The sequence below is a fragment of the Mesorhizobium sp. 01N446 genome, from assembly GCF_056399285.1.
In genome coordinates, this window is sequence record NZ_JBFTRA010000001.1 from 609,277 (window position 1) to 635,734 (window position 26,458).

28 protein-coding genes are annotated in these 26,458 nt (G+C 63.8%); 20 read left to right on the top strand and 8 right to left on the bottom strand.

The features are described 5' to 3' along the window. Positions 1 to 27 precede the first annotated feature (27 nt). From hisH to hisB, 3 genes are read right to left on the bottom strand one after another with little or no spacing between them, the layout of a single operon-like run. Positions 28 to 678, bottom strand: a complete 651-nt coding sequence (gene hisH / locus AC1DPX_RS02750; protein ID WP_477234410.1) for an imidazole glycerol phosphate synthase subunit HisH — start codon at positions 676 to 678, stop codon at positions 28 to 30. Between the two features lies 1 nt (position 679). Next, positions 680 to 1,156, bottom strand: coding sequence for a DUF2628 domain-containing protein (locus AC1DPX_RS02755; protein WP_477234412.1), 477 nt, complete (start codon positions 1,154 to 1,156; stop codon positions 680 to 682). A gap of 3 nt (positions 1,157 to 1,159) precedes the next feature. Next, positions 1,160 to 1,759 (bottom strand): imidazoleglycerol-phosphate dehydratase HisB, encoded by a 600-nt coding sequence (hisB, locus tag AC1DPX_RS02760; RefSeq protein ID WP_202356714.1) that lies wholly within the window; start codon positions 1,757 to 1,759, stop codon positions 1,160 to 1,162. 225 nt (positions 1,760 to 1,984) lie between these two features. On the opposite strand from hisB, the gene hslV reads away from it, so the two are divergent. The 5 genes from hslV (at position 1,985) to AC1DPX_RS02785 (ending at position 6,109) form a co-directional block, all read left to right on the top strand. Continuing rightward, positions 1,985 to 2,536, top strand: coding sequence for an ATP-dependent protease subunit HslV (hslV, locus tag AC1DPX_RS02765; RefSeq protein ID WP_202356715.1), 552 nt, complete (start codon positions 1,985 to 1,987; stop codon positions 2,534 to 2,536). Then, on the top strand, positions 2,526 to 3,044 hold the full coding sequence (locus AC1DPX_RS02770) for a GNAT family N-acetyltransferase (protein WP_477234414.1): 519 nt from the start codon (positions 2,526 to 2,528) through the stop codon (positions 3,042 to 3,044). Before hslV ends, AC1DPX_RS02770 begins: the two co-directional genes overlap by 11 nt. A gap of 4 nt (positions 3,045 to 3,048) precedes the next feature. Further along, positions 3,049 to 3,648, top strand: coding sequence for a DUF2585 domain-containing protein (locus tag AC1DPX_RS02775; RefSeq protein WP_477234416.1), 600 nt, complete (start codon positions 3,049 to 3,051; stop codon positions 3,646 to 3,648). A 2-nt stretch (positions 3,649 to 3,650) separates the two neighbouring features. Next, the gene (hslU, locus tag AC1DPX_RS02780; RefSeq protein WP_477234418.1) at positions 3,651 to 4,961 is read left to right on the top strand and encodes an ATP-dependent protease ATPase subunit HslU; all 1,311 of its coding nucleotides are present in this window, start codon (positions 3,651 to 3,653) and stop codon (positions 4,959 to 4,961) included. A gap of 173 nt (positions 4,962 to 5,134) precedes the next feature. Next, a complete protein-coding gene (locus tag AC1DPX_RS02785; protein WP_202356719.1) occupies positions 5,135 to 6,109 on the top strand; it encodes a DUF1402 family protein in 975 nt (324 codons plus the stop codon). Positions 6,110 to 6,115: 6 nt separating this feature from the next. Here the strand turns inward: AC1DPX_RS02785 and AC1DPX_RS02790 are convergent, their stop codons facing one another. From AC1DPX_RS02790 to AC1DPX_RS02800, 3 genes are read right to left on the bottom strand one after another with little or no spacing between them, the layout of a single operon-like run. Beyond that, positions 6,116 to 7,354 (bottom strand): NAD(P)/FAD-dependent oxidoreductase, encoded by a 1,239-nt coding sequence (locus AC1DPX_RS02790; RefSeq protein ID WP_477234420.1) that lies wholly within the window; start codon positions 7,352 to 7,354, stop codon positions 6,116 to 6,118. Beyond that, entirely contained in the window at positions 7,351 to 7,665 is a 315-nt protein-coding gene (locus AC1DPX_RS02795; protein ID WP_477234422.1) for a Rieske (2Fe-2S) protein, read from the bottom strand. Before AC1DPX_RS02795 ends, AC1DPX_RS02790 begins: the two co-directional genes overlap by 4 nt. 53 nt (positions 7,666 to 7,718) lie before the next feature. Then, positions 7,719 to 8,810 (bottom strand): fatty acid desaturase family protein, encoded by a 1,092-nt coding sequence (locus AC1DPX_RS02800; protein WP_477234424.1) that lies wholly within the window; start codon positions 8,808 to 8,810, stop codon positions 7,719 to 7,721. A 157-nt stretch (positions 8,811 to 8,967) separates the two neighbouring features. On the opposite strand from AC1DPX_RS02800, the gene AC1DPX_RS02805 reads away from it, so the two are divergent. The 9 genes from AC1DPX_RS02805 (at position 8,968) to AC1DPX_RS02845 (ending at position 17,560) form a co-directional block, all read left to right on the top strand. After that, complete coding sequence (locus AC1DPX_RS02805) at positions 8,968 to 9,999, top strand: LacI family DNA-binding transcriptional regulator (protein ID WP_477234426.1); 1,032 nt, start codon at positions 8,968 to 8,970, stop codon at positions 9,997 to 9,999. A 298-nt stretch (positions 10,000 to 10,297) separates the two neighbouring features. After that, positions 10,298 to 11,239, top strand: a complete 942-nt coding sequence (locus tag AC1DPX_RS02810; RefSeq protein WP_202356724.1) for a sugar ABC transporter substrate-binding protein — start codon at positions 10,298 to 10,300, stop codon at positions 11,237 to 11,239. A 109-nt stretch (positions 11,240 to 11,348) separates the two neighbouring features. After that, complete coding sequence (locus AC1DPX_RS02815) at positions 11,349 to 12,425, top strand: ABC transporter permease (protein WP_477234428.1); 1,077 nt, start codon at positions 11,349 to 11,351, stop codon at positions 12,423 to 12,425. A 2-nt stretch (positions 12,426 to 12,427) separates the two neighbouring features. After that, positions 12,428 to 13,195: an ATP-binding cassette domain-containing protein gene (locus AC1DPX_RS02820; protein ID WP_010912863.1), complete on the top strand. Its 768-nt coding sequence runs from the start codon at positions 12,428 to 12,430 to the stop codon at positions 13,193 to 13,195. A 120-nt stretch (positions 13,196 to 13,315) separates the two neighbouring features. After that, positions 13,316 to 14,311 carry an inositol 2-dehydrogenase gene (gene iolG / locus AC1DPX_RS02825; protein WP_477234430.1) on the top strand — a complete coding sequence of 332 codons (996 nt, stop codon included), beginning with the start codon at positions 13,316 to 13,318 and terminating at the stop codon, positions 14,309 to 14,311. A 37-nt stretch (positions 14,312 to 14,348) separates the two neighbouring features. Beyond that, the gene (locus AC1DPX_RS02830) at positions 14,349 to 15,143 is read left to right on the top strand and encodes an SDR family oxidoreductase (RefSeq protein WP_477234432.1); all 795 of its coding nucleotides are present in this window, start codon (positions 14,349 to 14,351) and stop codon (positions 15,141 to 15,143) included. A 98-nt stretch (positions 15,144 to 15,241) separates the two neighbouring features. Continuing rightward, the gene (locus tag AC1DPX_RS02835; RefSeq protein ID WP_202356728.1) at positions 15,242 to 15,508 is read left to right on the top strand and encodes a type II toxin-antitoxin system Phd/YefM family antitoxin; all 267 of its coding nucleotides are present in this window, start codon (positions 15,242 to 15,244) and stop codon (positions 15,506 to 15,508) included. Continuing rightward, the gene (locus AC1DPX_RS02840) at positions 15,505 to 15,927 is read left to right on the top strand and encodes a PIN domain-containing protein (protein ID WP_477234434.1); all 423 of its coding nucleotides are present in this window, start codon (positions 15,505 to 15,507) and stop codon (positions 15,925 to 15,927) included. The genes AC1DPX_RS02835 and AC1DPX_RS02840 overlap by 4 nt, the downstream gene beginning before the upstream one ends. A gap of 541 nt (positions 15,928 to 16,468) precedes the next feature. Continuing rightward, positions 16,469 to 17,560 (top strand): 3-deoxy-7-phosphoheptulonate synthase, encoded by a 1,092-nt coding sequence (locus AC1DPX_RS02845; protein WP_477234436.1) that lies wholly within the window; start codon positions 16,469 to 16,471, stop codon positions 17,558 to 17,560. A 48-nt stretch (positions 17,561 to 17,608) separates the two neighbouring features. Here AC1DPX_RS02845 and AC1DPX_RS02850 read toward each other — a convergent pair whose 3' ends face one another. Further along, complete coding sequence (locus tag AC1DPX_RS02850; protein WP_202356731.1) at positions 17,609 to 18,244, bottom strand: LysE family translocator; 636 nt, start codon at positions 18,242 to 18,244, stop codon at positions 17,609 to 17,611. A gap of 129 nt (positions 18,245 to 18,373) precedes the next feature. On the opposite strand from AC1DPX_RS02850, the gene AC1DPX_RS02855 reads away from it, so the two are divergent. Continuing rightward, positions 18,374 to 19,069, top strand: coding sequence for a helix-turn-helix transcriptional regulator (locus tag AC1DPX_RS02855; RefSeq protein ID WP_477234438.1), 696 nt, complete (start codon positions 18,374 to 18,376; stop codon positions 19,067 to 19,069). A 12-nt stretch (positions 19,070 to 19,081) separates the two neighbouring features. On the opposite strand, the gene AC1DPX_RS02860 is transcribed toward AC1DPX_RS02855, so the two are convergent. Beyond that, on the bottom strand, positions 19,082 to 20,191 hold the full coding sequence (locus AC1DPX_RS02860; RefSeq protein WP_477234440.1) for a Gfo/Idh/MocA family protein: 1,110 nt from the start codon (positions 20,189 to 20,191) through the stop codon (positions 19,082 to 19,084). Between the two features lie 156 nt (positions 20,192 to 20,347). Between AC1DPX_RS02860 and AC1DPX_RS02865 the strand changes: the two genes are divergently transcribed. From AC1DPX_RS02865 to AC1DPX_RS02885, 5 genes are all read left to right on the top strand, one after another. Then, a complete protein-coding gene (locus AC1DPX_RS02865) occupies positions 20,348 to 21,193 on the top strand; it encodes a MurR/RpiR family transcriptional regulator (RefSeq protein ID WP_202359235.1) in 846 nt (281 codons plus the stop codon). A gap of 155 nt (positions 21,194 to 21,348) precedes the next feature. Further along, entirely contained in the window at positions 21,349 to 23,283 is a 1,935-nt protein-coding gene (locus AC1DPX_RS02870) for a bifunctional 5-dehydro-2-deoxygluconokinase/5-dehydro-2-deoxyphosphogluconate aldolase (protein ID WP_202356734.1), read from the top strand. A gap of 35 nt (positions 23,284 to 23,318) precedes the next feature. Continuing rightward, positions 23,319 to 25,169, top strand: coding sequence for a 3D-(3,5/4)-trihydroxycyclohexane-1,2-dione acylhydrolase (decyclizing) (gene iolD / locus AC1DPX_RS02875; protein ID WP_477234442.1), 1,851 nt, complete (start codon positions 23,319 to 23,321; stop codon positions 25,167 to 25,169). A 107-nt stretch (positions 25,170 to 25,276) separates the two neighbouring features. Further along, positions 25,277 to 26,194 (top strand): myo-inosose-2 dehydratase, encoded by a 918-nt coding sequence (iolE, locus tag AC1DPX_RS02880; RefSeq protein ID WP_477234444.1) that lies wholly within the window; start codon positions 25,277 to 25,279, stop codon positions 26,192 to 26,194. Positions 26,195 to 26,237: 43 nt separating this feature from the next. After that, a complete protein-coding gene (locus tag AC1DPX_RS02885; RefSeq protein ID WP_477234446.1) occupies positions 26,238 to 26,456 on the top strand; it encodes a DUF3329 domain-containing protein in 219 nt (72 codons plus the stop codon). Positions 26,457 to 26,458: the final 2 nt, after the last annotated feature.

The window sequence follows — 26,458 nt, forward strand, 5'->3', positions numbered from 1 at the left end:
GATTCAGGCGCCCTTCTTGCTCATGTTTTAGGGCCTCCAGCGGAGGAAATTGGTGATCAGCGCCAGGCCCAGCGCCTGACTCTTCTCCGGATGGAACTGCGTACCGACGAGATTGTCGCGGGCGACGGTCGCCGTCACCGGGCCGCCATAGTCGGCCTCAGCCAAAACCTCGTCCGGCTTCGTCGCATCGAGATGGTAGGAATGGACGAAATAGGCGTGCAGCCCCGCTGCACCGGTCGGGATGCCGGCAAACAGCGGATGCTGGCGCCGAAGCTCGATCGTGTTCCAGCCGATCTGCGGGATCTTCAATGCGGGATCGGTGGGCGTGATCTCCTTGACGTCGCCCGATATCCAGCCAAAGCCATGGGTGACGGTCTTTTCCAGGCCACGTTGCGACATCAGCTGCATGCCGACGCAGATGCCGAGGAAAGGGCGAGCCTTGGCGATAGCCACGTCCTCGACCGCCTCCCACATGCCGTCGACGGCGCGCAGGCCGGCCGCACAGTCGGCATAGGCGCCGACGCCGGGCAGGACGATGCGGTCGGCGCTGCGCACCCGGTCGGCATCGGCCGTCAGGTCGATTTCAGCCGATATGCCGGCTTCGCGCGCGGCGCGCTCGAAGGCCTTGGTGGCCGAGCGCAGATTGCCCGAGCCGTAGTCGATGATGGCTACCCGCATGTCAGCGCCGTCCCGGTATGTGGGTCAGGCCCAGCGCCATGCCCGGCTGCGCCGGGCGCGCCAGGGCGGCATCCGGAACGATGCGCGGCGCGGGCACGGCTTCCTCGGCCTGCTCCTCGACCTCCAGCGCGTAGCGGGTGTCGGCATCGTCGAGCCGGCCGGCCTGAACCACGCCCCATTCATGCCAGCCGCGCCGACGCAGGGCCGCGATGCGCAAGCCCTGCCCTTCCAGGCCGACATAGAACGAGACCAGCAGCGACAGCAGCGAACTTGCCAGCCCAAGGCCAAGACTTTCCCCAGCCATCGAAAGCAGGCTCATGACGACGAAGGCAAGCCCGGCTTCGATCCACAGCCGGTGCCAGGCCAGCCATAGCGGCGGCACCAGAAGGCCGAGCCAGGCGAAGCCGTCGCGGATAAAGACGGACGTGTCGACCTTCTCGCGGCGGCCGGGCGGTTCCATCACGACATAGGTGGCCATGGCCTATCCCTTCAACGATCCCTTGGTGGAGGGAACCGCGTCCGGCTGGCGCGGGTCGGGCTCGAGCGCGGCGCGCAGCGCGCGCGCCACCGCCTTGAAGCAGGTCTCGGCGATATGGTGGTTGTTGGCGCCATAGTGGTTGGTGACATGCAGTGTGATGCCGGCATTCTGCGCCAATGCCTGGAAGAATTCCCGCACCAGTTCKGTGTCGAAAGTGCCGATCTTGGGCGACGAGAAAGACACGTTCCAGACCAGGAACGGCCGGCCGGACACGTCGATCGCCGCGCGCGTCAGCGTCTCGTCCATGGCAAGATCGATCGAGGCATAGCGCATGATGCCGCGCCGCTCGCCGAGCGCCTTGGTCAAGGCCTGGCCGAGCGCGATGCCGGTGTCCTCGACCGTGTGGTGGTCGTCTATGTGCAGGTCGCCCTTGGCGCTCACCGTCATGTCGATCAGCGAATGGCGCGACAGCTGGTCCAGCATATGGTCGAAGAAGCCGACGCCCGTGGCGATATCGGATTTGCCCGAGCCGTCGACATGGACCGACACCGAGATGTCGGTTTCCTTGGTCTTGCGGCTGGCTTCGGCGGAACGGGGCGCCATGACCTTGTCCTTGTCTCAGGGTTTCAAAGCTCCAGAGACGAGCTTCGAGCATTCACCGGCTTGAAAACGAAAGCCTTCTAGCAGCATGATCCGGCGATTGCCAGTTGCCATCCCGGCCGCTATCGAGCGGTTTGCAATCATTGGTCCCGTGCATACATATGGCCGATCGAAGTTACTCGTACCGCGCCAATCGCCTCCTTGGGATCGCGCGAATCGGAGCCAGGAATGTCAAATGAACTGACCATGCACGCCACGACCATCGTGACGGTGCGCAAGGGCAACAAGGTGGTGATCGCCGGCGACGGCCAGGTCAGCCTTGGCCAGACCATCATGAAGGGCAATGCCCGCAAGGTGCGCCGCATCGGCAAGGGCGGCAATGTGATCGCCGGGTTCGCCGGCGCCACCGCCGACGCCTTCACGCTGCTGGAGCGGCTGGAGGCCAAGCTCGAACAATATCCCGACCAGCTGACGCGCGCCTGCGTCGAGCTCGCCAAGGACTGGCGCACCGACCGCTATCTGCGCCGGCTGGAGGCGATGATGCTGGTTGCCGACAAGTCGGTCTCGCTGGCGCTGACCGGCACCGGCGACGTGCTCGAGCCCGAATTTGGCGTCATGGCTATCGGTTCGGGTGGCAATTACGCGCTGGCCGCGGCGCGGGCGCTGATGGACACCGACAAGGATGCCGAGGAGATCGCCCGCAAGGCGATGCAGATCGCCTCCGATATCTGCGTCTACACCAACAACAATTTTGTCGTCGAAACGCTCGATGCCGCCTGAGAAGGTGGCGCTCTATGATTTTCGGCCGGTCACAGAAAAGGACCTGCCGATGATCGCCGGCTGGCTCGCCGAGCCGCATCTGGCCGAGTGGTGGAACGATCCGGAGACGGAAATCGCCGAGATTCGCGATCATATCGGCTCGATCTCGGTCGAGCCGCTGATCGTCGAACTCGACGGCAAGCCGATCGCCTATCTGCAGAGCTACGACCCGCATCTGGAAGACGACCATCCCTATGCCGACCAGCCGTTCGGCACGCTCGGCATCGATGTGTCGATCGGGCCGCCGGAGCTGGTCGGCATCGGCCATGGCTCGGCGATCGTGCGCCAGTTCGTCGAGGATCTGTTCGAGGAAGGTGTGCCCCGCGTCATCATCGACCCCAATCCTGCCAATCTCAGGGCCATCCGCGCCTATGAAAAGGCCGGATTCCGGGCCATAGACCGCAGGCAATCTGTCTATGGCGACGTCGTGCTGATGGCGATCGACGCCGACGATGATGAGGGGGAATAACCGGATGAGCAAGACAGGCGCGGACGATGGCTACTCGGCCTATGAAGACAGTTGGCGCATGGGTCTTCTGCTCGTCCTTGGCCTGCTCATCTTCCAGGCCGGGGCTCTCTATGGCATGGGCCGGACGCCGATCTGCACCTGTGGCTATGTGAAACTCTGGCATGGCGTGGTGAACAGTTCGGAGAACTCCCAGCACATCACCGACTGGTACACCTTCTCGCACATCATCCACGGCTTCCTGTTCTATGCCTTGGCGAAGTTCCTGTTCCCGCGTTCGCCGGTCGGTTTGCGGCTGGCCTTCGCCGTCCTCATCGAGGGTGGCTGGGAATTGCTGGAGAACAGCCCGTTCATCATCGAGCGTTACCGGGCCGGCACCATCTCGCTCGATTATTACGGCGACAGCATCATCAATTCGGTGTCCGACACACTGGCCATGGTGCTGGGATTTGTGATGGCGCGAAGGCTACCTATATGGGTGATCGTCAGCCTCGCCATCCTTTTCGAACTCGGCACTGGCTATCTCATCCGGGACAATCTGACACTCAACGTGATCATGCTGCTGCATCCGTTCGAGGCCATCAAGCAGTGGCAAAGTGGAATTTAGCTATGACGACATTTTCTCCCCGCGAAATCGTTTCCGAACTCGACCGCTTCATCATTGGCCAGAAGGACGCCAAGCGCGCCGTGGCCATCGCCTTGCGCAACCGCTGGCGCCGCCAGCAGCTGGAAGGCCAGATGCGCGAAGAGGTGATGCCGAAGAACATCCTGATGATCGGGCCGACCGGCGTCGGCAAGACCGAGATCTCGCGCCGCCTGGCGCGGCTGGCCGGCGCGCCTTTCGTCAAGGTCGAAGCCACCAAATTCACCGAAGTCGGCTATGTCGGCCGTGACGTCGAACAGATCATCCGCGACCTGGTCGAGATCGCCATCGGGCTGGTGCGCGAAAAGATGCGTGAGGATGTGAAGGCGCGCGCGCACGTCAATGCCGAGGAACGCGTTCTGGAAGCGCTGGTCGGCAAGACCGCGAGCCCGGCGACGCGTGACAGTTTCCGCAAGAAGCTGCGCGACGGCGAGCTCGACGACAAGGAGATCGAGATCGAGGTGGCCGACACCGGCAATGGCGGCATGCCCGGCTTCGAGATTCCCGGCATGCCGGGCGCCAATATCGGCGTGCTCAACATCAACGACATGCTGTCGAAGGCGATGGGCGGCAAGAAGACCAAGCAGCGCAAGACGACGGTGAAGGAATCCTACGATCTGCTGGTCGCCGATGAGTCCGACAAGCTGCTCGACCAGGACGAGGTGGTTCGCCGGGCGCTGGACGCCGCGGAAAATGACGGCATCGTCTTCCTCGACGAGATCGACAAGATCGCCGCCAGATCCGACATTTCCGGCGGTCCTTCGCGCGAAGGCGTGCAGCGCGACCTGCTGCCGCTGGTCGAAGGCACCACCGTGGCGACCAAATACGGGCCGCTGAAGACGGATCACATCCTGTTCATCGCGTCCGGCGCGTTCCACGTGTCGAAGCCGTCCGACCTGTTGCCGGAATTGCAGGGCCGCCTGCCGATACGCGTCGAACTGCGCGCGCTGGAGAAGGACGATTTCGTCCGCATCCTGACCGAGACGGAAGCGAGCCTGATCAAGCAGTATATCGCGCTGATGAAGACCGAGGGTGTCGACCTGACCTTCACAGACGACGCCATCGATTCGCTCGCCGGCATCGCGGTCGACCTCAACGCCAGCGTCGAGAATATCGGCGCCAGGCGGCTGCAGACAGTGATGGAGCGGGTGCTGGACGAGATTTCGTATGACGCGCCCGACCGCAACGGCACGTCGGTCACCATCGACGCCGCCTATGTGGAAAAGCATGTCGGCGACCTCTCGCGAAACACAGATTTGTCGCGTTTCATCCTTTAAACGACGGTAGCGGGTCATTCCGGCGCCGGCTTAGGCAATATTCCGGCGAACAGAACCATGTGTGGCCAGATGGTACCATCTGGCCACCTTTCGTCTTGCCGGCTGAAGGGGCGCTCTCGACTCGACCCAGAGCACTACCCTAGTTTGCCCGCAAGATTGCAGGCGGCGGGCGTATGAAAAAACTCATCCCAATCCTTCTCAGGCCGGTCATTCTCGGCTTGACCCTGGCGGTGACGCTGTTCGCCGCCGATGCGGCGACATTGGTGCCGCCGGGAAACCGCAATGCCGAGCAGCCCGACATTCCCGGCGCCTCGAGCCGGCGCACACAGGCGACCAACACCACCTTCCAGGCGAAGTACCGCAAGGTCTATGCCTTGCTGCAGAACGACCCCGATCTGCGCGGCAAGATCAAAAAGGCAGCAAGCGCCTATGGCATCGATCCGATGCATATTGTCGGCGCCATTGTCGGCGAGCACACCTACAATGTCGACGCCTATGACCGGCTGCAGACCTACTACGTCAAGGCGATCTCCTACCTCTCCAGCAAGCTGTCCTTCGCCTATGAGGGCGAGGACATCACCGATTTCGTGCAGCGGCCGGAATTCAAGAAATGCGCCGGGATGTCGGACAGCTACGACCTTTGGGAATGCCGCGAGCAGGTGTGGAACCACTCGTTTCGCGGCAAGACCGTCGGCGGGACAAGCTTTCCCGACGACCGGTTCGGCGCCACCTTCTTCCAGCCCTACTATGCCGGCCAGACTTTCGGGCTCGGCCAGCTCAACCCTTTGACCGCGCTGCAGATGAGCGATCTCGTGCACAAGGTGTCGGGCCTGCCGAAGCTTGATGTCGACGACCCCAATTCGGTTTACAAGACCATCATGGATCCGGACCTGACGCTGCCCTATGTCGCGGCGACGATCAGGAAATCGATCGATGCCTATAAGAGCATTGCCGGCTTCGACATTTCGGGCAATCCGGGGCTGACCGCCACGCTCTACAATGTCGGCAATCCGGAGCAGCGTGCCTATGCGCTGAAGGCGGAAAACGACAAGCGCAGCGCCGCCGGCGAGCCGGAAAAACTGCCGGAGGAGAATTATTACGGCTGGCTGGTCAACGACAAGCTGCCCGAGCTGAAGGCGCTGTTCTAGATCGTTTCACGCCGCCAGCAACGACTTCAGCTTGACGGCCTGCGATCCCAGCGCTTCCGGCGCCGGCCTGGCCCGCTTGCCGATCAGCATTTCGGCCAGCCGGATGTCGCGGGCGACGGCGTTGCCGGGGCCGATGCCGCTGGCCGCAACCAGCGTGCCATCCCCAGCCAGATGGAAGAGGATGAAGGCGCCGTCACCGAGATCGCGGCGAACCGTGCTTTTGCCTTCGTCCGAAAGCCCCGCGATCTGCAGGGTCAGCCCATACTGATCCGACCAGAACCACGGCACCGCGGCATGCGCCTCGCCGGCACCGAGCATGTTTTTCGCGGCAAGCGCGCCCTGTTCCTGCGCATTGCGCCAGGCCTCCAGCCGCACGCGGCGGCCGCCATAGACGGCAAGCGGAAACGAACAGCAGTCGCCGGCGGCAAAGATATCGGGATCGCTGCTGCGTAGCTCGGTATCGACGGCGATGCCATTGTCGATCGCCAGGCCGGCTTCAGCCGCGAGCCCGGTCACCGGCACCGCGCCGATGCCGATGAGGGCGAGATCGGCTGTGATTTCGCGCCCACCGGCGAGCGTGACGCGCACCTCCTTGCCGTCGTCGGCGATGGACGCGATGCTGTCGCCACAGAGGATGTCGACCCCTTCGGCGATGTGCGCCTGATGGATGATTTCGGCGATTTCGGCCGGCACGCCGCGCATCAGGATGCGCGGCTGCGCCTCGATGACGGTGACAGAGACGCCGCGCTTGCGGGAAGCAGCCGCGAGTTCGAGACCGATGAAGCCGCCACCGATGATGGCGATGCGGTTGCCGGCGCTGAGATGGGCGCGAATGGCCAGCGCATCGGCAAAGGTTCTGAGATACACGCAGCGCGCGCCTAGGCCAGGCATCGGCAGCTTGCGCGGGATTGATCCGGTCGCCAGCAGGAGCTTGTCGTAAGGCAGCGCCGAACCGTCCGCCAGGCGCACCACATGTGCCGCACGATCGATCGCCACGGCCTGGACAGAATGGATATGCCGGATCGACTTCTCGGCCAGCATTTCGTCGCTGGCGATCGCCTTGATTTCCGGCGTGTCGCTGGCCATCGCCTCCTTGGACAGCGGCGGCCGTTCGTAGGGCGGATGCGGCTCGTCGCCGACCAGCGTCACCGGCCCGTCATAGCCGAGATCGCGCAGCGTGAGCGCTGCCCGCCCGCCGCATTCGCCGGCGCCGATGATGACCATTCCGCCCGCCATGTCCGTCATCCGATCCGTATGAGGACTTTGCCGGCGTCGACCTTGACCGGATATGTCCTGAGGTTGACGCAGACGGGGGCGCCCCTGGCCGCGCCGGTCTTGTAGTTGAAGCGGCCATTGTGCTTGGGGCATTCGATGATGTCGTCCATCACCAGGCCATCGGCGAGATGCACTTTCTCATGCGTGCAAAGCCCGTCGGTGGCGAAATATTCGTCGTCGGGGCTGCGATAGATGGCGAAGGTGCGCCCGCCATGATCGAAGCGCATCACGTCCTCTTCATCGATATCGTCGGCAGCACAGGCCTCGACCCAGTCGCTCATTCGGTCCTCCCCAAAGCAATTTCAGGAAAAGTGCGTAGCGGTTTTCGCCGCGATCATTCCGCCGCGGCTGCGACGGCATCGTTGTGGAACTCTTCGCGGTACGGCCGGGCGGTCGGCGGCAGTTCGCGCTTGAGGAAATAGTCCTCGTTTCGCAGCTGGCGCAGGAAGACCGGGATCATCTCGCGATAGCCGGCCAGGATCGACGGCGTCGGCGCCGGCAGATCATGCTTGATCAGCGCATGCAGCCTGGGCAGCGCATGGTAGGGCACCATCGGGAACATGTGATGCTCGACGTGGTAATTCATGTTCCAGTAGATGAAGCGGCTGACCGGGTTCATGTAGACGGTGCGACTGTTCAGCCGATGGTCGATGACATTGTCGGCCAAGCCGCCATGCTGCAGCAGGCCGACCATGACGTGATGCCAGGCGCCGTAGAGCCTAGGCAGGCCGACCAGCATCAAGGGCAGGAACGAGCCGGAATACAGCGCCAGTGCGACGGTTACGGCATAGATCGCGGTCCAGATGCGGGCGATGCGGATCGCCTTGCCCTGCTCCTGCTCGGGAATGAAGGTCTTTTCAGCCGCGCTGATGTTGCCGGCGGCGTTGCGCAGCATGTCCGACATCGCGTGCCAGGCATCGAGTATGCCGACAAAGCCAAGCAGCGCGCGCACCAGATCCGGCGGCCGCATGACCGAGATTTCCGGGTCGCGGCCGACGATGATGGTGTCGGTGTGATGTCGCGTGTGGCTCCAGCGCCAGGTCACCGGATTGCGCATGATCATGAAGCAGGCGATCTGATATACCGCATCATTCATCCATTGCGTCCGGAAGGCCGTGCCGTGGCCGCATTCGTGCCAGCGTGAATCCGTCGATGAACCGTAGAGGACGCCGTAGACGAAGAAGAACGGCAGGCACCACCAGCTGCCCCAGAACCAGGCGCCGCCGGCGCCGCTGACAACCAAGGCGGCGAGCCAAATCGCGGTGTCGCGGATCGCCGGCCCATCGGAGCGCTGCATCAGCTCCTTCATCTGCTTGCGGGGAATGTCGGTGTGATACCACTCGGCCGCCGACAGGCCGTTTTCCACGGCGAGTTTGGCGTCGCGGCCGATCAGGCTGTAGTCACGCCGGGACGGCGCAGCGGTCATGATTGCCTCCTCGGCAAGGCACTCGCCCAGGCGACTGCCGGTTACCCCAGCCTGAAAGTACCGCTTGCTCATGATAGACTCAACATCACAAAGATAGTTTCTATCATTTCCTATCATAATGATGTATCCTGTGTTCAACAATCGAACGAGGGCGATCATGGCGAAACGACCGACCATATCCGATCTGGCGCGCATCTCCGGCGTCAGCGTTGCGACGGTGGACCGCGTGCTCAACAATCGCCTGCCGGTGCGTGAGGACACCGCGCGGCGCGTCTATGAGACCGCGACCGAGATCGGCTATCACGCGGCCGGCCTGATCAAGCAGCGGATGCGCCATGAACTGCCGGAGTACCGGCTCGGCTTCCTGCTTTTGCGAGGCAACGATGTCTTCTACGGCGATTTCGCAGCGGAGCTCGAACTGGCGGTCTCGCAATCGCAGCGGTTTCGTGGCGCCGCAACCATCGATTTCGCCAGTTCGCTTGTCCCCGACGAGATCGCCGCCCAGATGCGCAGGCTGGCGGCGAAATCGCGGGCCATCGCCGTTGTCGGCCCGGACCATCCGACCCTGACGGCGACGGTCGAGGCGCTGAAGGCGAAGGGGCAACCGGTCTTCTCGCTGTTGTCCGACTTCGCCGCCGGTATCCGCGAGGGCTATGTCGGTCTCGACAACCGCAAGGTCGGCCGTACCGCGGCCTGGATGATCGCGACGGCGGCGCGGCAGCCCGGCAAGGTCGCCCTCTTCGTCGGCAGCCACCGCTTCCATGGCCACGAGCTGCGCGAGATCGGCTTCCGCTCCTTCTTTCGCGAGCACGCACCCGACTTCAGCGTGCTGGAAACGCTGGTCAATCTGGAGGCAAACCAGGTGACCCATGACGCGATGATCGATCTTCTGGCGCGCTATCCGGACCTTGCCGGCTGCTACGTCGCGGGCGGCGGCATGGAAGGCGCGGTCTCGGCGCTGCGGGCGGCAAAGCCCGTAAATATGCCCGTGGTCGTCTGCAACGAGATCAACGCCGAGTCGCGCGCGGCACTCGCCGACAACATCCTCACCATGGTGATATCGACGCCGCTGGCCGCGCTCTGCCGCGAACTGGTCGATCGGATGGTGCATGCCATCGAAGCCGGCGCGGCCAACGCGCCTGGCCAGACCTTCCTGCCCTTCGACATCTACCTGCCGGAGAATATCTAACGCTCCCGGACGAGAGCAGCCGCCGGGAATGATAGAATCCATCAGAGCGGTCCGAAAATCCGGCGGCAGGCCGCGGAATCGCCCTTGACGTTCCGCTGAAATGGAATAAATATTTCACCAACTGTACATTTTGGTTCTTTCGTTCCGGAACATCTGTTTCAAACAGAGGGTTCGGCATTCCAACCCAAAAAGGGAATGCCACACGGAGCGAAGCGATATCAGGGAGAGATTCCCCGGGGAGATCGGGGATTCCGGATAAATCGGTGCAACCGGACACCAAAAGTGGAGGAGCGATACAATGAAGAAACTGCTTTTGGGCGTCGCCTTCGCGGCGCTGATGAGTTCATCGGCTTTCGCCGCCAAGATCGGCGTGTCGATGGCCAAGTTCGACGACAACTTCCTTACCGTGCTGCGCAACGGCATGATCGAGCAGGCCAAGGGCATGAGCGGCGTCGAGCTGCAGGTCGAAGACGCACAGAACGACGTCGCCAAGCAACTCGACCAGATCAAGAACTTCGCCGCCTCGGGCGTCGACGCCATCATCGTCAACCCGGTCGACACCTCGGCCACGCAGGCCATGTCGGACGCCGCGGCCGCCGCCAAGATTCCGCTGGTCTATGTCAACCGCGAGCCGGTCAATGTGAACTCGCTACCCGACAACCAGGCCTTCGTCGCCTCGAACGAGGCCGATTCCGGCACGCTCGAGACCAAGGAAGTCTGCCGCCTGTTCAAGGAAGCCGGCAAGAAGGAAGCCAATGTCTATGTGATCATGGGCGAGCTTTCCAACCAGGCCGCCGTGCAGCGCACCAAGGACATTGAAGAGGTGATCGCCACGCCGGACTGCAGCTTCATCAAGATCATCGACAAGCAGACCTCGAACTGGAACCGCGACGAGGCGCAGAACCTGATGACCAACTGGCTGTCGACCGGCAAGAAGTTCGACGGCGTCATCGCCAACAACGACGAAAGCGCCATCGGCGCCATCCAGGCGATGAAGGCCGCCAATATCGACATGAAGTCGGTTGTCGTCGGCGGCGTCGACGCCACGCAGGACGCGCTTGCCGCCATGCAGGCCGGCGACCTCGACGCAACCGTGTTCCAGGACGCGGCCGGCCAGGGCGCGGGCGCGCTGGACGCAGCGCTGAAACTGTCCAAGGGCGAGAAGGTCGAGCACAAGGTCTACGTGCCGTTCCAGCTGGTCACGCCGGCAAACATCGACAAGTTCCTGAAGAAGAACTGAGCCACGGACATAGGGAGCGGCGCTGTCGCGCAAAAGGCGGCGCCGCTCCCCTTTCCCTCGGCGCCTGAAGGCGATCGAGGGACGACCGCGGCTGACGGAGGATAGAAGATTGGCACAGACATCTCATGGCGTCGGAGGGCTGACTTACGATGCGAAGAAGCGCGCATGGCCGGCCGAATTCAACGTCTTCCTGGCACTCGTCATTCTCGTCGTCATCTTCGAAGCGATCGGCCGCATCTTTCTCGGCGACAGTTTCCTGTTCAACACCCGCAGCGACGTCTCGGGGATCTTCAACGAGGCCCGCCTGCAGATCATCATCCTGCAGGTGTCGATCGTCGGCATCATCGCCATCGGCGTGACGCAGGTGATCATTTGCGGCGGCATCGACCTGTCTTCCGGTTCGATCGTCGGCGCGACCGCGATGGTCGCAATGAGTTTCGCCCAGGTGGCGACCGTCAACGGCAACCCGAACCCGAAGGCGATGTTCCTGGCGCAAGGCTGGACCGACCTGCCCGTCATCGTGCCGCTGCTGGTGGCGATCGGCTGCGGGCTGCTCGCCGGCCTGGTCAATGGCTCCCTGATCGCCTACACGCGCATCCCGCCCTTCATCGCCACGCTCGGCATGATGGTGACGGCGCGCGGCATCGCCAAATGGTGGTCGAAGGGCCAGCCGATCTCGTTCCCGACCGACAGTTTCGCCGCGATCGGCAAGGGCCTGATGCCCGTCATCATCTTCCTGTCGTTGGCGGTGCTGTTCCAGCTCATCATGACCTACACACGTTACGGTAAGCATTGTTACGCGATCGGCTCCAATGAGGACGCCGCGCGCATGTCCGGCATCAAGATCGCCAACCACAAGATCCTGGTCTATGTCATCGCCGGCATTCTCGCCTCGCTCGCCGCCGTGGTGCTGTCCTCCAAGAACCTCACCGCCCAGGCCGGCATGGGGGTGATGTATGAACTCGACGCCATCGCCATGGCGGTCATCGGCGGCGTTTCGCTGTCGGGCGGCCGCGGTTCGATCATCGGCACGGTGATCGGTTCGCTGATCTTCGGCGTCATCATCTCCGGCTTCACTTTCCTGCGCCTCGACGCCTACTACCAGGAGATGGTCAAGGGCGTGATCATCGTCGGCGCGGTCGTTCTCGACCAGTGGCGTCAACGCCTGCGGGCATTGAGGGCTTGACCATGTCAGACATCGTCCTGAAGACCGAAAACCTGACCAAGCGCTATGGCGGCGTGCATGCGCTGGAGGGCGCCAATTTCGAACTGCGCAAGGGTGAGCACGTCGCCATCATGGGCGACAATGGCGCCGGCAAGTCGACCTTCGTGCGCCAGATCACCGCTGTCGAACAGCGCACCAGCGGCCAGATCTGGTTCGACGGCAAGGAAGTGAATTTTGCCGGGCCGATCGAGGCCCGCACCGCGGGCATCGAGACGGTGTTTCAGAACCTGGCGCTGGCCGACGATCTCGACGTGCCGTCGAACCTGTTCCTCGGCCGCGAAAAGGTGCTGTTCAATCTGGGACCCTTCTCGATCCTCGACCGCAAATACATGCGCAAGGCGACCGAGGCCGCGCTGGTGCGCACGGCGGTGAAAATCCCCAATCTCTCCAACACCATCCGCCACATGTCGGGCGGCCAGCGCCAGTGCGTGGCGATCGCCAGGACGGCGACCTTCGCCTCCAAGCTGATCATCATGGACGAGCCGACCGCTGCGCTCGGCGTGCAGGAGACGGCGCAGGTCGAAAACATCATCCGCACGCTGAAGGACAATGGCGAGCCGCTGATCCTGATCAGCCACAATATGCGTCAGGTGTTCGACCTGTGCGACCGCATCGTGGTGTTCCGGCGCGGCCGCATCGTCGCCAATCTGCGCAAGGAGAACACCGACGGCCAGGACATCGTCTCCTACATCACCGGCGCCAAGACCGGAGAGGCGGAACTGGCCGCTTGAGGCGGGGTGGTCGTCCATTCCGGGACGATCTGCCGCGCCCAGAAAATATCCCAGCCACCTTTCCCTGACAGGAAGGTGCGGACACAAATCTCTCGAACCCATCCCTCAGAGGAAATATCCATGACTGTTCGTTTCGCCCTCCTCGGTGCCGGCCGCATCGGCAAGGTCCACGCCCGCGCCGTCGGCTCCAACCCCGATGCAAAACTGGTGGCGGTGGCCGATGCCTTCGAGAAGGCGGCAAAAGAGCTGGCGGGCGCCTATGGCGCCGAAGTGCGCACCATCGACGCCATCGAAAAGGCCGGAGATCTCGACGCCGTCGTCATCTGCACGCCGACCGATACCCATGCCGATCTGATCGAGCGTTTCGCCAAGGCCGGCAAGGCGATCTTCTGCGAGAAGCCAATCGATCTGAACGTCAAGCGGGTGGAGAAGTGCCTGGCCGTGGTCGAGAAGGCCAAGGCGACGCTGATGGTCGGTTTCAACAGGCGTTTCGATCCCCACTTCGCCGCCGTGCGCAAGGCGATCGACGACGGCGCCATCGGCACGGTCGAGATGGTCACCATCACCTCGCGCGATCCCGGCGCGCCGCCGATCGACTACATCAAGCGCTCGGGCGGCATTTTCCGCGACATGACCATCCATGATTTCGACATGGCTCGCTTCCTGCTCGGCGAGGAGCCGGTGGCGGTCTCCGCGCACGCTTCGGTGCTGGTCGACAAGAAGATTGGCGAGGCCGGCGATTTCGATAGCGTCAGCGTCATCCTCGAGACGGCTTCCGGCAAGCAGGCCGTTATCTCCAATTCGCGGCGCGCCACCTATGGTTACGACCAGCGCATCGAAGTGCATGGCTCGAAAGGCATGATCGCGGCCGAGAACCAGCGGCCGGTGTCGATCGAACTGGCCAATGAGAAGGGCTATACGCGCCCGCCGCTGCACGACTTCTTCATGACCCGCTATCTCGACGCCTATGCCATCGAGATCGCCTCGTTCATCGCCGCCGCGACATCCGGCAAAAAGGCGGCGCCGAGCGGTGAAGACGGCCTTGTGGCGCTGAAGCTGGCGGATGCGGCGCTGAAGTCGGCAACGACCGGCAAGACCGTCCGTCTCGACAAGTAAGAACCGGAATTCGGGTCCCAACGACAGGAGCAGGGCGATGAGCACATCCGCCGATCGCAATTCGAAAACGCGCGCCATCGTCACCGGTGGCGCGCAAGGCATCGGCTTTGCCGTCGCCGAGGCGCTGGCCGACGAGGGTTGCAGGGCGCTGGCGCTCATCGGCCGCTCACAGGAGAAGGGCGACAAGGCGGTCGCCCACTTCAAGAGGGCCGGCGTCGACGCCATCTTCATCAGCGCCGACGTCTCGAAGGTGCCCGACTGCAAGCGCGCCGTCGCCACCGCGCTCTCGCATTTCGGCAGCATCAATGCGCTGGTCAACGCCGCCGCCACCTCGGCACGCGGTTCACTGGTCGAGACGTCGGAAGAGCTGTTCGACACCATCTTCGACACCAATGTGCGCGGCCCGTTTTTCCTGATGCAGGGCGTGGTGGCGCATCTTCTGGAGAAGAAGGCCCCCGGCTCGATCGTCAACGTGCTGTCGATGTCGGCCCATGCCGGCCAATCTTTCCTGACGCCCTATTCGACCAGCAAGGGCGCGCTGATGACGCTGACCAAGAACGTCGCCAATGCGTATCGCTTCAACCGCATCCGCTGCAACGCCGTGCTGCCGGGATGGATGGACACCGAGGGCGAGGACATCGTGCAGAAGAAATGGCACGACGCCCCGGACGACTGGCTTGCAAAAGCCGAGGCCGCGCAGCCGATGGGCCAGCTGGTCAAGCCGGACCAGCTCGCGCGGCTGATCAGCTACATGGTCAGCCCGCAATCGGGCGTCATGACCGGATCGCTGGTCGACTACGACCAGAGTGTTGCGGGGTCGTCACCGGAATAGTCTCAATCGGCAGCCTCGGAAACAGTTCTGCATAGCCCTGTTGCGGCAGCATCGCCATTCCCATATAGTCAAGATAGTCAGACTGGTCATGGGGCGAGATGATGGCCGCACCTAAAGTGGATACCGATTGGACGGTTGCTGGGGCAAAGGCACGGCTCTCGGAAGTTATCGAGCGCGCACAGTCTTCGCCGCAGACAATCACTAAAAACGGCAAACCAAGCGTGGTTGTGGTCTCGGCCGAGGAATGGCAGCGAAAGACCATGCGCAAGGGTACGCTTGCGCAGTTCCTGCTGGAGTCGCCGCTGCGCGGCGCCGACCTCGACCTGGAGCGTCAGCGCGACGAACCGCGTGACTTGCCCCTGTGAGACTACTGCTCGATACCAATGTCCTGTCCGAGGTGACCAGGCCTGCGCCGGACGCACGCGTTCTGGACTGGCTGGAGGGACTTGACGAGGACCGCTCATTCATCAGTGTCGTGTCGATCGCCGAAATCCGGCGCGGCGTCGCGCTCATGGACGAAGGTCGGAAGCGCGAGGCACTCGCCGAATGGCTCGCTCGGGACCTGCCACAGCGCTTCGATCAGAGGGTTTTGCCGGTGGACGAACCGGTTGCCTTGGCCTGGGGCGATCTGATGGGCCTTGCGAAGCGCAGCGGTCGCGGCCTGTCGTCGATGGACGGGCTGATCGCGGCCACGGCGATCGCGCAGCAGCTCACCTTGGCAACACGCAATACCAGGGATTTCGAAGGCTTTGGGATAGAACTCTTCGATCCCTGGACGGCATGAACCGCTCGGTGCAGCATGCCGTAATCGGGCATGACGACCCGGATCGCTGGTCGACTTGTGCCAGACCCTTGTACGGACATCATCGACGTAGCTTAGCGGAAACGCCCACACTTCGTCATCCACGGGCGGAGCAAGGAGCGTAGCGACGCCGCGCAGACCCGAGGATCCATGCCGGGACTTCCGAGCGCCGCTGCGGCGCAGAATTCTGCTCCGCTGCGCTCTTCGGCCGGCGTCACGGAATGGATCCTATGGTCTGCGCCGCGTCGCTACGCTCCTTGCTTCGCCATAGGATGACGAAATCGCGAGGGTTCGGCCTACCCAGAAATTGCCTGTCGCCAAGGGGACGTGACAAACGCCTCCACTTCGACTATATGAGCCGCATGATCCACCTGTCCGCCACCTATTGGTACTTTAGCAGCTCGCTGGCGGCGGGAGGATTGCGCTCGATCTGAAGATTGCAGCAACAAGATCCGAACAGCCGCCAGACCTGGCGGCTTTTTTGTTTCAGCCGGCAGGTCTCCTAAACCAGGAGCAGAAAGCCGTGTTGACCACCACAGACGACCTTCGGGTCAAGGAAATCCGAGAACTGAGCACGCCGGACCAGGTGATGCGGGAGATCCCGCGCACGCTGACGGCGACGCGCACCGTGAGCGCATCACGCAATGCGATCCACGCCATTTTGAACGGCACCGACGACCGGTTGCTTGTCGTCGTCGGCCCCTGTTCGATCCACGACCCGGTCGCGGCCGTTGACTATGCCAGCCGTCTGGCGGCGCTGCGCGAGACCCTGTCCGACCGGCTCGAGATCGTGATGCGGGTGTATTTCGAGAAGCCGCGCACGACGGTCGGCTGGAAAGGCCTGATCAACGATCCCGACCTCGACGGCAGCTTCAACATCGACAAGGGGCTCAGGATGGCGCGCAACGTGCTGTCGGCCGTCAACAATCTCGGCCTGCCGGCGGCGACCGAATTCCTCGACATGACCACGCCGCAATACATTGCCGACCTCGTCGCCTGGGGCGCGATCGGCGCGCGCACGACCGAGAGCCAGATCCACCGCGAGCTGGCCTCGGGCCTGTCCTGCCCGGTCGGCTTCAAGAACGGCACCGACGGCAATCTCAGGATCGCCGGCGAGGCGGTGAAGTCGGCCGCCCAGCCACATCATTTCATGGCGGTGACCAAGGGCGGACGCAGCGGCATCGCCACGACCACCGGCAATGAGGACTGCCATGTCATCCTGCGCGGCGGCGTTCAGCCCAACTATGACGCGGCAAGCGTCGAGGCGGCCTCGGTCGAACTCGCCCGCATCGGCGTCGCGCCGCGGCTGATGATCGATGTCAGCCACGCCAACTCGTCCAAGAAACCGGAGAACCAGCCCAAGGTGGCGGCCGATGTGGCGGGCCAGGTGGCGGCGGGCGACGAGCGCATCATCGGCCTGATGATCGAGAGCAATCTCGTCGCTGGCCGGCAGGATGTCGTGCCCGGCAAGCCGCTGGTCTACGGCCAGAGCATCACCGATGGCTGCATAGACTGGGCGACCACCGAGACCGTGCTGCACGGCCTTGCCGGCGCCGTCGAGTGGCGCCGCTCGGAACGCCGGGCGATGCTGGAAAACCGGCAGGGCGCCGCCTGATCCGGTCGGAGATAAAGGCAGGGGCGTGATCCCCGTTTCAGTCGGGGATCACGCCGCCTTCAGCCCTTCCCAGGCGGTGAACACCGAGACCGCAAAAAGCAGCAGCCCGGCCGCCCGGCCGGCAAGGATGGTCGCCCGCGGATTGGCAATCAGAAGATTGCGGCTGCGGCCGGCGGTGATCGCGAGTCCGCCATAGATCGCGGCCTGGGTGAGGACCGTCATCAGGCCCATGATTGTCGCCTGCATCCAGATCGGGCCGTAGTCCGGCCTCAGGAACTGAGGATAGACGGCAAGCACGAACAGATAGGCCTTCGGATTGATCAGGCAGGTCACCAGCCCCTGGCGAAACGCCTTCCATGCCGAGCGGCTGCCGACAGGCCCGTCCTGGCCGACGGTGATGGAGCTGCGCATCAGCGTGATGCCGATGAAGGCCATGTAAGCGGCGCCGGCGATCAGCAGCGGCGTGAACAGGATCGGCACGAAATGCATGAGCAGGCCGACGCCGATCGCTCCGTTCAGCGTGTGCACCATGCCGCCGACCATGATGCCGCCGGTCGCGGCCAGGCCCCTGTCGCGGCCGCCGGTCAGCGCATTGGCCAGCACGAACAGCATGTCCATGCCCGGAACGGCGATGATGCCGAACAGCAGGATAAAGAAAAGCCAGAGATTTTCCGCGTAGCCCATGTCAGTTGCCCGTCGCCTCGTTCCACCAAGCCGTAGCGGAACCTGTTGATTTTCAATTTGATAGGCAGTCCTATAGGTCGACCCAACTGACAATGGTGTGTCAGTTGCGGTCGAAGCCGGGTGAGGAAAATGCGCAAGGCGTCACGCCTGTTCGAGATCATCCAGATCCTGCGGCTGGCGCGGCAGCCGGTGACGGCGGCCATGATCGCCGAGCGGCTGGAAGTGACGATACGTTCGATCTATCGCGACATCGCGGCGCTTCAGGCGATGCGCGTGCCGATCGAGGGCGGGCGCGGCATCGGTTACATCTTGCGCCCCGGTTTCGACCTGCCGCCGCTGATGTTTTCGATCGAGGAGATGGAGGCGATCGTGCTGTCGCTGGCGCTCTTGGAGCGCACGGGAGACGACGAGCTCAAGCAGGCGGCCAAGCGCGTCAGCAGCAAGATCGCCGGCGCCGTGCCGCAGCCTTTGCGTCAGACATTCGAAGCCAACGCGCTGCATGCCTGGGGTTTTGCCGCACCGTCGGCCGGCACGATCGATTTGGCGCTGGTGCGCCGCGCCATCCGCGACGAGGAGAAGCTCGACCTCTCCTATCGCGACGAAGCGGGCCGGACCACGCAACGCATCATCCGGCCGATCGCGCTGATCTATTACGCAGAGGCGGTGAACACGGTGGCCTGGTGCGAGCTGCGCCAGGCCATCCGCAATTTCCGCAGCGACCGCATCGAAGACTGTCAGCCGACCGGCCTGTGGTTCAAGGGCGAGGGTGACCGGCTGCGCCAGATCTGGGTCGACGGCTGGGAGACCCCGGCCGTCGCCGGTTAAGGCGCGCTTGTATTACCGCACATCCACCCAGCGCTTTTCCTCGAAGGAGCGCGCCATGGCGTGCACGGTGCGCTCGATCTCCAGCCCCTCGGCGAATTCGATGAGCCGCGCCGGCCGGCCGGCAAGGCGCGTCAGCAATTCGTGGCACTCGATGATCTTGAGGTCATTGAAGCCCAGGCCATGGCCGGGCGCCGGCAGGAAGGCGTCGTACGGTCTGTGGTGCGGCGCGATCAGGATGGTGCGGTAGCCCTGTTCGGTCGGGCGATCGGCTGTGAGATAGAGCTGCAATTCGTTCATGCGCTCCTGGTCGAACAGGATCGAGCCTTTCGAGCCGAATATCTGGATGGCGATGCGGCCCTTGCGGCCCCAGGCCGAGCGGTTGACCTGCAGCGTGCCGGCAATGCCGTTTTCCAGATGCATCAGGACGCTGGCGATATCATAGGTCTCGACCGCGCGGCGTCCGCCCGTCGCCAGTTTGCGGTCGGCATAGGGCTTGGCCATGTCGCAGATGACGCTGGCGACGCGGCCGAACAGGATCGAGACCAGCGACAGCGGATGCACGGCGAAATCGTCGAGCGCGCCGTAGCCGGAAGCCGCCTCGTGCTTCCAGAAGAACAGCGCCTCGGGATCGGCCATGAAGTCCTCATCCATCTCGATGCGCAGATGGTTGACCTCGCCGATGATCTTCTCGTCGAGCAGCGCGCCGATGTGACGGATGGCCGGGCTCTGGATGTAGTTGTAGCCCAGCGCCGCGACCTTGCCGGACTTCCTGGCCGCTTGCGCCATCGCCTCGGCTTCGGCGAAGCTCGGCGCCATCGGCTTTTCGCACCACAGATGCTTGCCGGCCTCCAGGATGGCTATGGCCATCTCGGGATGGAACTGGTTGGGCGTGGTCAAGGAGACGATGTCTACATCCGGGTCGTTGACGACGGCGCGCCAGTCGCCGGAGGCCTTGGCGAAGCCGAATTCGCCGGCCTTGCGCCGGGCAAGCTCCTCATTGACCTCGCCGAGATGGACGAGCCGGGGCTTGGCGACATCGGGAAAGACGGCGCCGACGGCGCTCCATGCGATGGCGTGGCATTTGCCCATGAAACCCGTGCCGATAAGACCGACGCCGACCATTTTCCGTTTTCTCCGCTGCCTGACGCATTGCATGGATGAATTAGTCCATTTTCTTTCGAAATGGAATGTCTGCCTCATTTTTAATGGCGTTCTTGCGCTGGCTCGCTATGATGGGGCAGAGAGGACGCTTCACGGATGAGCTTGGACGGGCCGACGATGGACGAACGGGTACCTCGCGACTTCGAGACGCTGCGCGCCACGATCCTTGACCGGCGCGAAAGCCTGCCCAAGCGCATCGCCCAGATCGCCGCCTACGCGCTCGACAATCCCGACGACATCGCCTTCGGCACAGCCGCCAGCATCGCCGCCTCGGCCGGCGTGCAGCCTTCGACCCTGATCCGCTTTGCCCAGCAGCTCGGCTTCGACGGCTTCACCAGCCTGCAGCAGGTGTTCCGCGAGCGGCTACGCGAGCGCAACTCGTCCTATGACGAGCGGCTGCAGGCGCTACGCGCCAAGGCCGAGGGCGGCGCCGGCCACCGGGCGATCTTCGACGGCTTCGTCCACGCCGCAAGCACCTCGCTCAACGACATTTCCCGCATGCTGGACGACGCGCATCTGGAAGACGCGATCTCGCTGCTGGCGAAGGCGCAGACCATCTACGTCCTGGCCAAGCGGCGCTCCTATCCGGTGGCGACCTATATCGCCTATGCGCTGGGCAAGCTGAAGATCCGCAACCAGCTGATCGAATCGGCCGCCGGGCTGAACGCCGAGATGATCGCCTTCGCCACGCCGGCGGATGCCGTCATCGCCATCTCCTTCTCGCCCTATGCACCGGCCACCATCGAGGAAGCACGCACCATTTCGGAACAAGGCGTGCCGATCGTGGCCATCACCGACAGCTCGTTCTCGCCGCTCGCCCAGTTCGCCAGCGTCTGGTTCGAGGTTGCCGAGGCCGATTTCGCCGGCTTCCGCTCGCTGTCGGCGACGATGGCGCTGGCCATGGCGCTGACCGTCGGCGTCGGCGAGAAACGGCGTGATATGGGCCGCAAGCGCAAGGCCTAAGCCCACATCAAGAGGCAATTTTGGACCAGGGAATGCTCATTCCATATTGACTATGGATTGGAATTATTATTTCATATTCCCCGGCACCACGCCGCCGCTCGCGCGTGTTACCCAAACAATGTTGTTCCTGACAACAAGACTGACGGGAGGTTCCAATGAGCGAAGCCGTGGACGCCAGACAGACGCCGCTCGACGTCATCACCATCGGTCGCGCTTCCGTCGACCTCTATGGCCAGCAGATCGGCTCACGGCTGGAGGACATCACCTCCTTCGCCAAATCGGTCGGCGGCTGCCCGGCCAACATTTCCGTCGGCACGGCGAGGCTCGGCCTGCGTTCGGCGCTGCTGACGCGCGTCGGCGACGAGCAGATGGGCCGCTTCATCCGCGAACAGCTGAAGCGCGAAGGCGTCAACACTGACGGGCTGAAGACCGACAAGGAGCGGCTGACAGCGCTGGTGCTGCTTTCGGTCGAGAGCGAAGGCGTTTCGCCGATGATCTTCTACCGCTCGGACTGCGCCGACATGGCCCTGGCGCCGGAAGACATCGACGAGGCATTCATCGCTTCGGCGCGCTCGATCGTCGTCACCGGCACGCATTTTTCCCGACCCAACAGCGACGCCGCCCAGCGCAAGGCGATCCGCATCATGAAAGCCAAGGGCGGCAAGGTCGTCTTCGACATCGACTACCGGCCCAATCTGTGGGGCCTCGCCGGCCATGCCGAAGGCTTCGAGCGCTATGTCAAATCGGACCGGGTCTCGGCCCAGCTGAAGACGGTGCTGCCCGATTGCGATCTCATCGTCGGCACCGAGGAAGAGATCATGATCGCCTCGGGCGCCGATGATTGCCTGAGCGCGCTGAAGACGATCCGCGCCCTGTCGGCGGCCACCATCGTCTTGAAGCGCGGCGCCATGGGCTGCATCGTCTATGACGGACCGATCAGCGACGATCTGGAAGACGGCATCGTCGGCAAGGGTTTCCCGATCGAGATCTACAATGTGCTGGGCGCCGGGGACGCCTTCATGTCCGGCTTCCTGCGCGGCTGGCTGGGCGGCGAAGACCATGCGACGGCGGCGACCTGGGCCAACGCCTGCGGCGCCTTCGCCGTGTCGCGCCTGCTGTGCGCGCCGGAATATCCAACCTTCGAGGAGCTGCAGTTCTTCCTCAAGAATGGCAGCAAATACAGGGCGCTGCGCAAGGACGAGGCGATCAACCACATCCATTGGGCAACCACCCGCCGGCGCGACATCCCATCGCTGATGGCGCTCGCCTGCGACCACCGTGTGCAGCTCGAGGACGTCGCGGCGAAGGCCGGCGCCGATCCGGCGCGCATCCGCGATTTCAAGGTGCTGGCGGTTAAAGCGGCGGCAAAGGTTGCCGCTGGCCGCGATGGCTATGGCATGCTGATCGACGAGAAGCATGGCCGCGAGGCGATGTTCGAATTCGCCAGGCATCCCTTCGCCTGGCTCGGCCGCCCGGTGGAACTGCCGGGCTCGCGGCCGCTGCGCTTCGAATTCTCGCAGGATATCGGCTCGCAACTGGTGGAATGGCCGGTCGATCACTGCATCAAGTGCCTGTGCTTCTACCATCCCGACGATCCGGCGGCCCTGAAGGAAGAGCAGCAGCAGAAATTGCGCGCACTGTTCGAGGCGGCGCGGAAAGTCGGCCGGGAACTGCTCGTCGAGATCATCGCCGGCAAGCACGGCAAGCTCGACGACACGACCATTCCGCGCGCGCTGGAAGAGCTTTATGCGCTCGGCATCAAGCCGGACTGGTGGAAACTCGAGCCGCAGGCGTCTGCCGGCGCCTGGGCCAGGATCGAAGCGGTCATCCTGAAGCACGATCCCTGGTGCCGTGGCATCGTGCTGCTTGGCCTGGAAGCCCCGCAGGACGAGCTGGAAGCGGCGTTTGCCGCGACCGCCAAGGCGCCGATCGTCAAGGGCTTTGCCGTCGGCCGCACCATCTTCGTGCACGCGGCGGAGGAGTGGCTGGCCGGCAGGATGTCGGACGACGAGGCCGTCGCCGACATGGCGTCGCGCTTCGAACAGTTGACCGAGGCGTGGCTTGCCGCGCGCGGCCGCAAGGCGGCATAAGAAGGCGCGGCACAAGGACTGCGGAGGAAAACACCATGAGCAAGACAATCCGCCTGACGATGGCGCAGGCGCTGACCCGCTTCCTGTCCCGCCAGATGACCGAGATAGACGGCAAGAAGACGCCGATCTTCGGTGGCGTCTGGGCGATCTTCGGGCACGGCAATGTCGCCGGCATCGGCGAGGCGCTCTACCAGGTGCGCGACGAGCTGCCGACTTTCCGCGCCCACAACGAACAGGCGATGGCGCATGCGGCTATCGCCTATGCCAAGGCCAATTTCCGCAGCCGCTTCATGGCCGCGACCTCGTCGATCGGCCCCGGCGCGCTCAACATGGTGACGGCGGCAGCCCTTGCGCATGTAAACAGATTGCCCGTCCTGTTTTTGCCCGGCGACGTCTTCGCCAACCGCATTCCCGACCCGGTGCTGCAGCAGGCCGAGGATTTTTCCGACGGCACGGCGACGGTCAATGACTGCTTCCGTCCGGTGTCGCGCTATTTCGACCGCATCACCCGGCCGGAGCAGATCATCCCGGCGCTGAGCCGCGCCATGCAGGTGCTGACCGATCCGGCCGATTGCGGGCCGGTGACGCTGTCACTCTGCCAGGACGTGCAGGCCGAGGCCTATGACTATCCCGAAAGCTTTTTCGCCGAGCGGGTCTGGCACCAGCGCCGGCCCCGCCCGGACCGCCACGAGCTTGCCGCTGCTGTCGCGGCACTGAAGGGCGCCAAGAAGCCGCTGGTCATCGCCGGCGGCGGCGTTCTCTACTCGCAGGCCTCCGATGCGCTGGCCAGGTTCGCGGAAGGCGCCGGCATTCCGGTCTGCGAGACGCAAGGCGGCAAGTCCTCGCTTCCGGACGATCATCCGCTCAACATGGCGGCGGTCGGCGTCACCGGCACGTCGGCGGCCAACCGGCTGGCCGAAGAGGCCGATGTGGTGCTCGCCATCGGCACGCGCCTGCAGGATTTCACCACCGGCTCGTGGGCGCTGTTCAAGAACTCCGGCAAGACCATCATCGGGCTCAACGTGCAGCCTTTCGACGCCGGCAAGCACCGCGCGCTGCCGCTGATCGCCGACGCGGCCGAGGGACTGGCCGAACTCGGCGCCGCGCTGAAGGGCTGGAAGGCGCCTGCCGCCTGGACCGACAATGCGGCCAAGGGCAAGAAGGCCTGGCAAGCCGACGCGGCCAAGGTGACGGCCTCGACCAATGCCGCCTTGCCGTCGGACGCGCAGGTGATCGGCGCCGTGCAACGCGCCATGGGATCAGGCGCGACATTGCTGCATGCCGCCGGCGGCTTGCCCGGCGAATTGCACAAGCTTTGGCAGGCCGGCGCACCCGGCTCCTACCATGCCGAATACGGCTTCTCGACCATGGGTTACGAGATTGCCGGCGGGCTCGGCACCAAGATGGCCAAGCCGGACGACGAGGTCGTCGTCATGATCGGCGACGGCTCCTATCTGATGCTGAATTCCGAGATCGCCACGTCGGTGATGCTCGGCTTGAAGCTGACCATCGTACTGCTCGACAACCGTGGCTATGGCTGCATCAACCGGCTGCAGATGGCGACCGGCGGCGCCAACTTCAACAATCTGTTGAAGGACTCGCGCCATGAGATCCTGCCCGATGTCGACTTCGCCGCGCATGCGGCGAGCCTGGGCGCGATAGCAGAGAAAGTGCCGTCGATCGCCGGGCTGGAAAACGCGCTGCAGAAGGCCAAGACCAACGACCGCACCACCGTTCTGGTCATCGACACCGATCCGCTGGTCTCCACCGATGCCGGCGGCCATTGGTGGGATGTGGCGGTGCCGGAAGTGTCGGCACGGCCGCAGGTCAACGCAGCGCGCAAGGCCTATGACGAGAAGCGCCAGATGCAGAGCGTCGGCGATTGATGCTAGCTCCCTTCTCCCCGTCCCTATACGGGGAGAAGGTGCCGGCAGGCGGATGAGGGGCGGCGCCAGCGGCCAAAGAATGAACTGTTCTAATCTGGAGTGACGACTTGAAAGCCAAACTGGGCATGTCCCCCATCGCGTGGTGGAACGACGATCTTGCGGAACTGAGCGATGACGTGTCGCTGGAAGAGTGCCTGCGCCAGTCGCGTTCGGCCGGCTTCACCGGCATGGAGATGGGCCGGCGTTTCCCCAACGACCCCGCCGTCATGCTGCCGATCCTCAAGGCGGCCGACGTGACGCTGTGCGGCGGCTGGTTTTCCGGCACGCTGGTCGACGAGGAGATGAGCAAGAACAAGGACCGCATCCAGCCGATGATCGAGCTGTTCAAGGCAGTCAACGCGCCTTGCATCGTCTATGGCGAGGTCGGCCGCTCGATCCAGGGCGACCGCTCCAAGCCGCTTGCCACCAAGCCGAAACTGTCGGGCGACGAGATGAAGGCCTACGCAAGGCGCCTGACGGAATTCGGCGAATGGTGCGCCGAACAAGGCATGCCGCTGTCCTATCACCATCACATGGCGGCGGTGGTCGAGACCGAGCCGGAACTCGATGCCTTCATGCGCCATTCCGGCGAGGGCATTCCGCTGCTGCTCGATGCCGGACACCTGGCCTTCGCCGGCGGCGACGTCCTGCGCGCCATCGACAACCACCACAAGCGCATCAGCCATGTGCATGTGAAGGATGTGCGCATGGGCGTCATCGACAAGCTCGACCGCACGAAACAATCTTTCCTCGACGCCGTGGCGCTCGGCGCCTTCACCGTGCCGGGCGACGGCTCGCTGGATTTCGGCGCCATCGTGCAGCGCTTCGCCCACCATGGCTATGAGGGCTGGTTCGTGGTCGAGGCCGAGCAGGATCCGAAGAAGAACCCGCCGCTCAAGATGGCGCAGGTCGGCCACAAGGAACTGATGCGGGTGATGACATCAGCCGGCTACACCGTCGAAACCCAGGGTTTTCCGAATGCCTGACGCGACGGGTTCACGGCGAGGCAGGTTGCTGTAGATTGGCCCGATGAAAGATTACGAGCACCCCTTCTTCCGGCCCTTATGGCGGCGTGTCGCCGTCGTCGCGGTCTGCGTCATCTGGTCGATCATCGAGTTCGCCACCGGCACGCCATTCTGGGGCACCATCGCGCTAGGCTTCACCGGCTATGCCGTCTGGCAGTTTTTTTATCTGTACAAGCCTGTCGACGAGAACAAGGCGACGGCCGAGTCCGAACCGAAGGAGTAAGC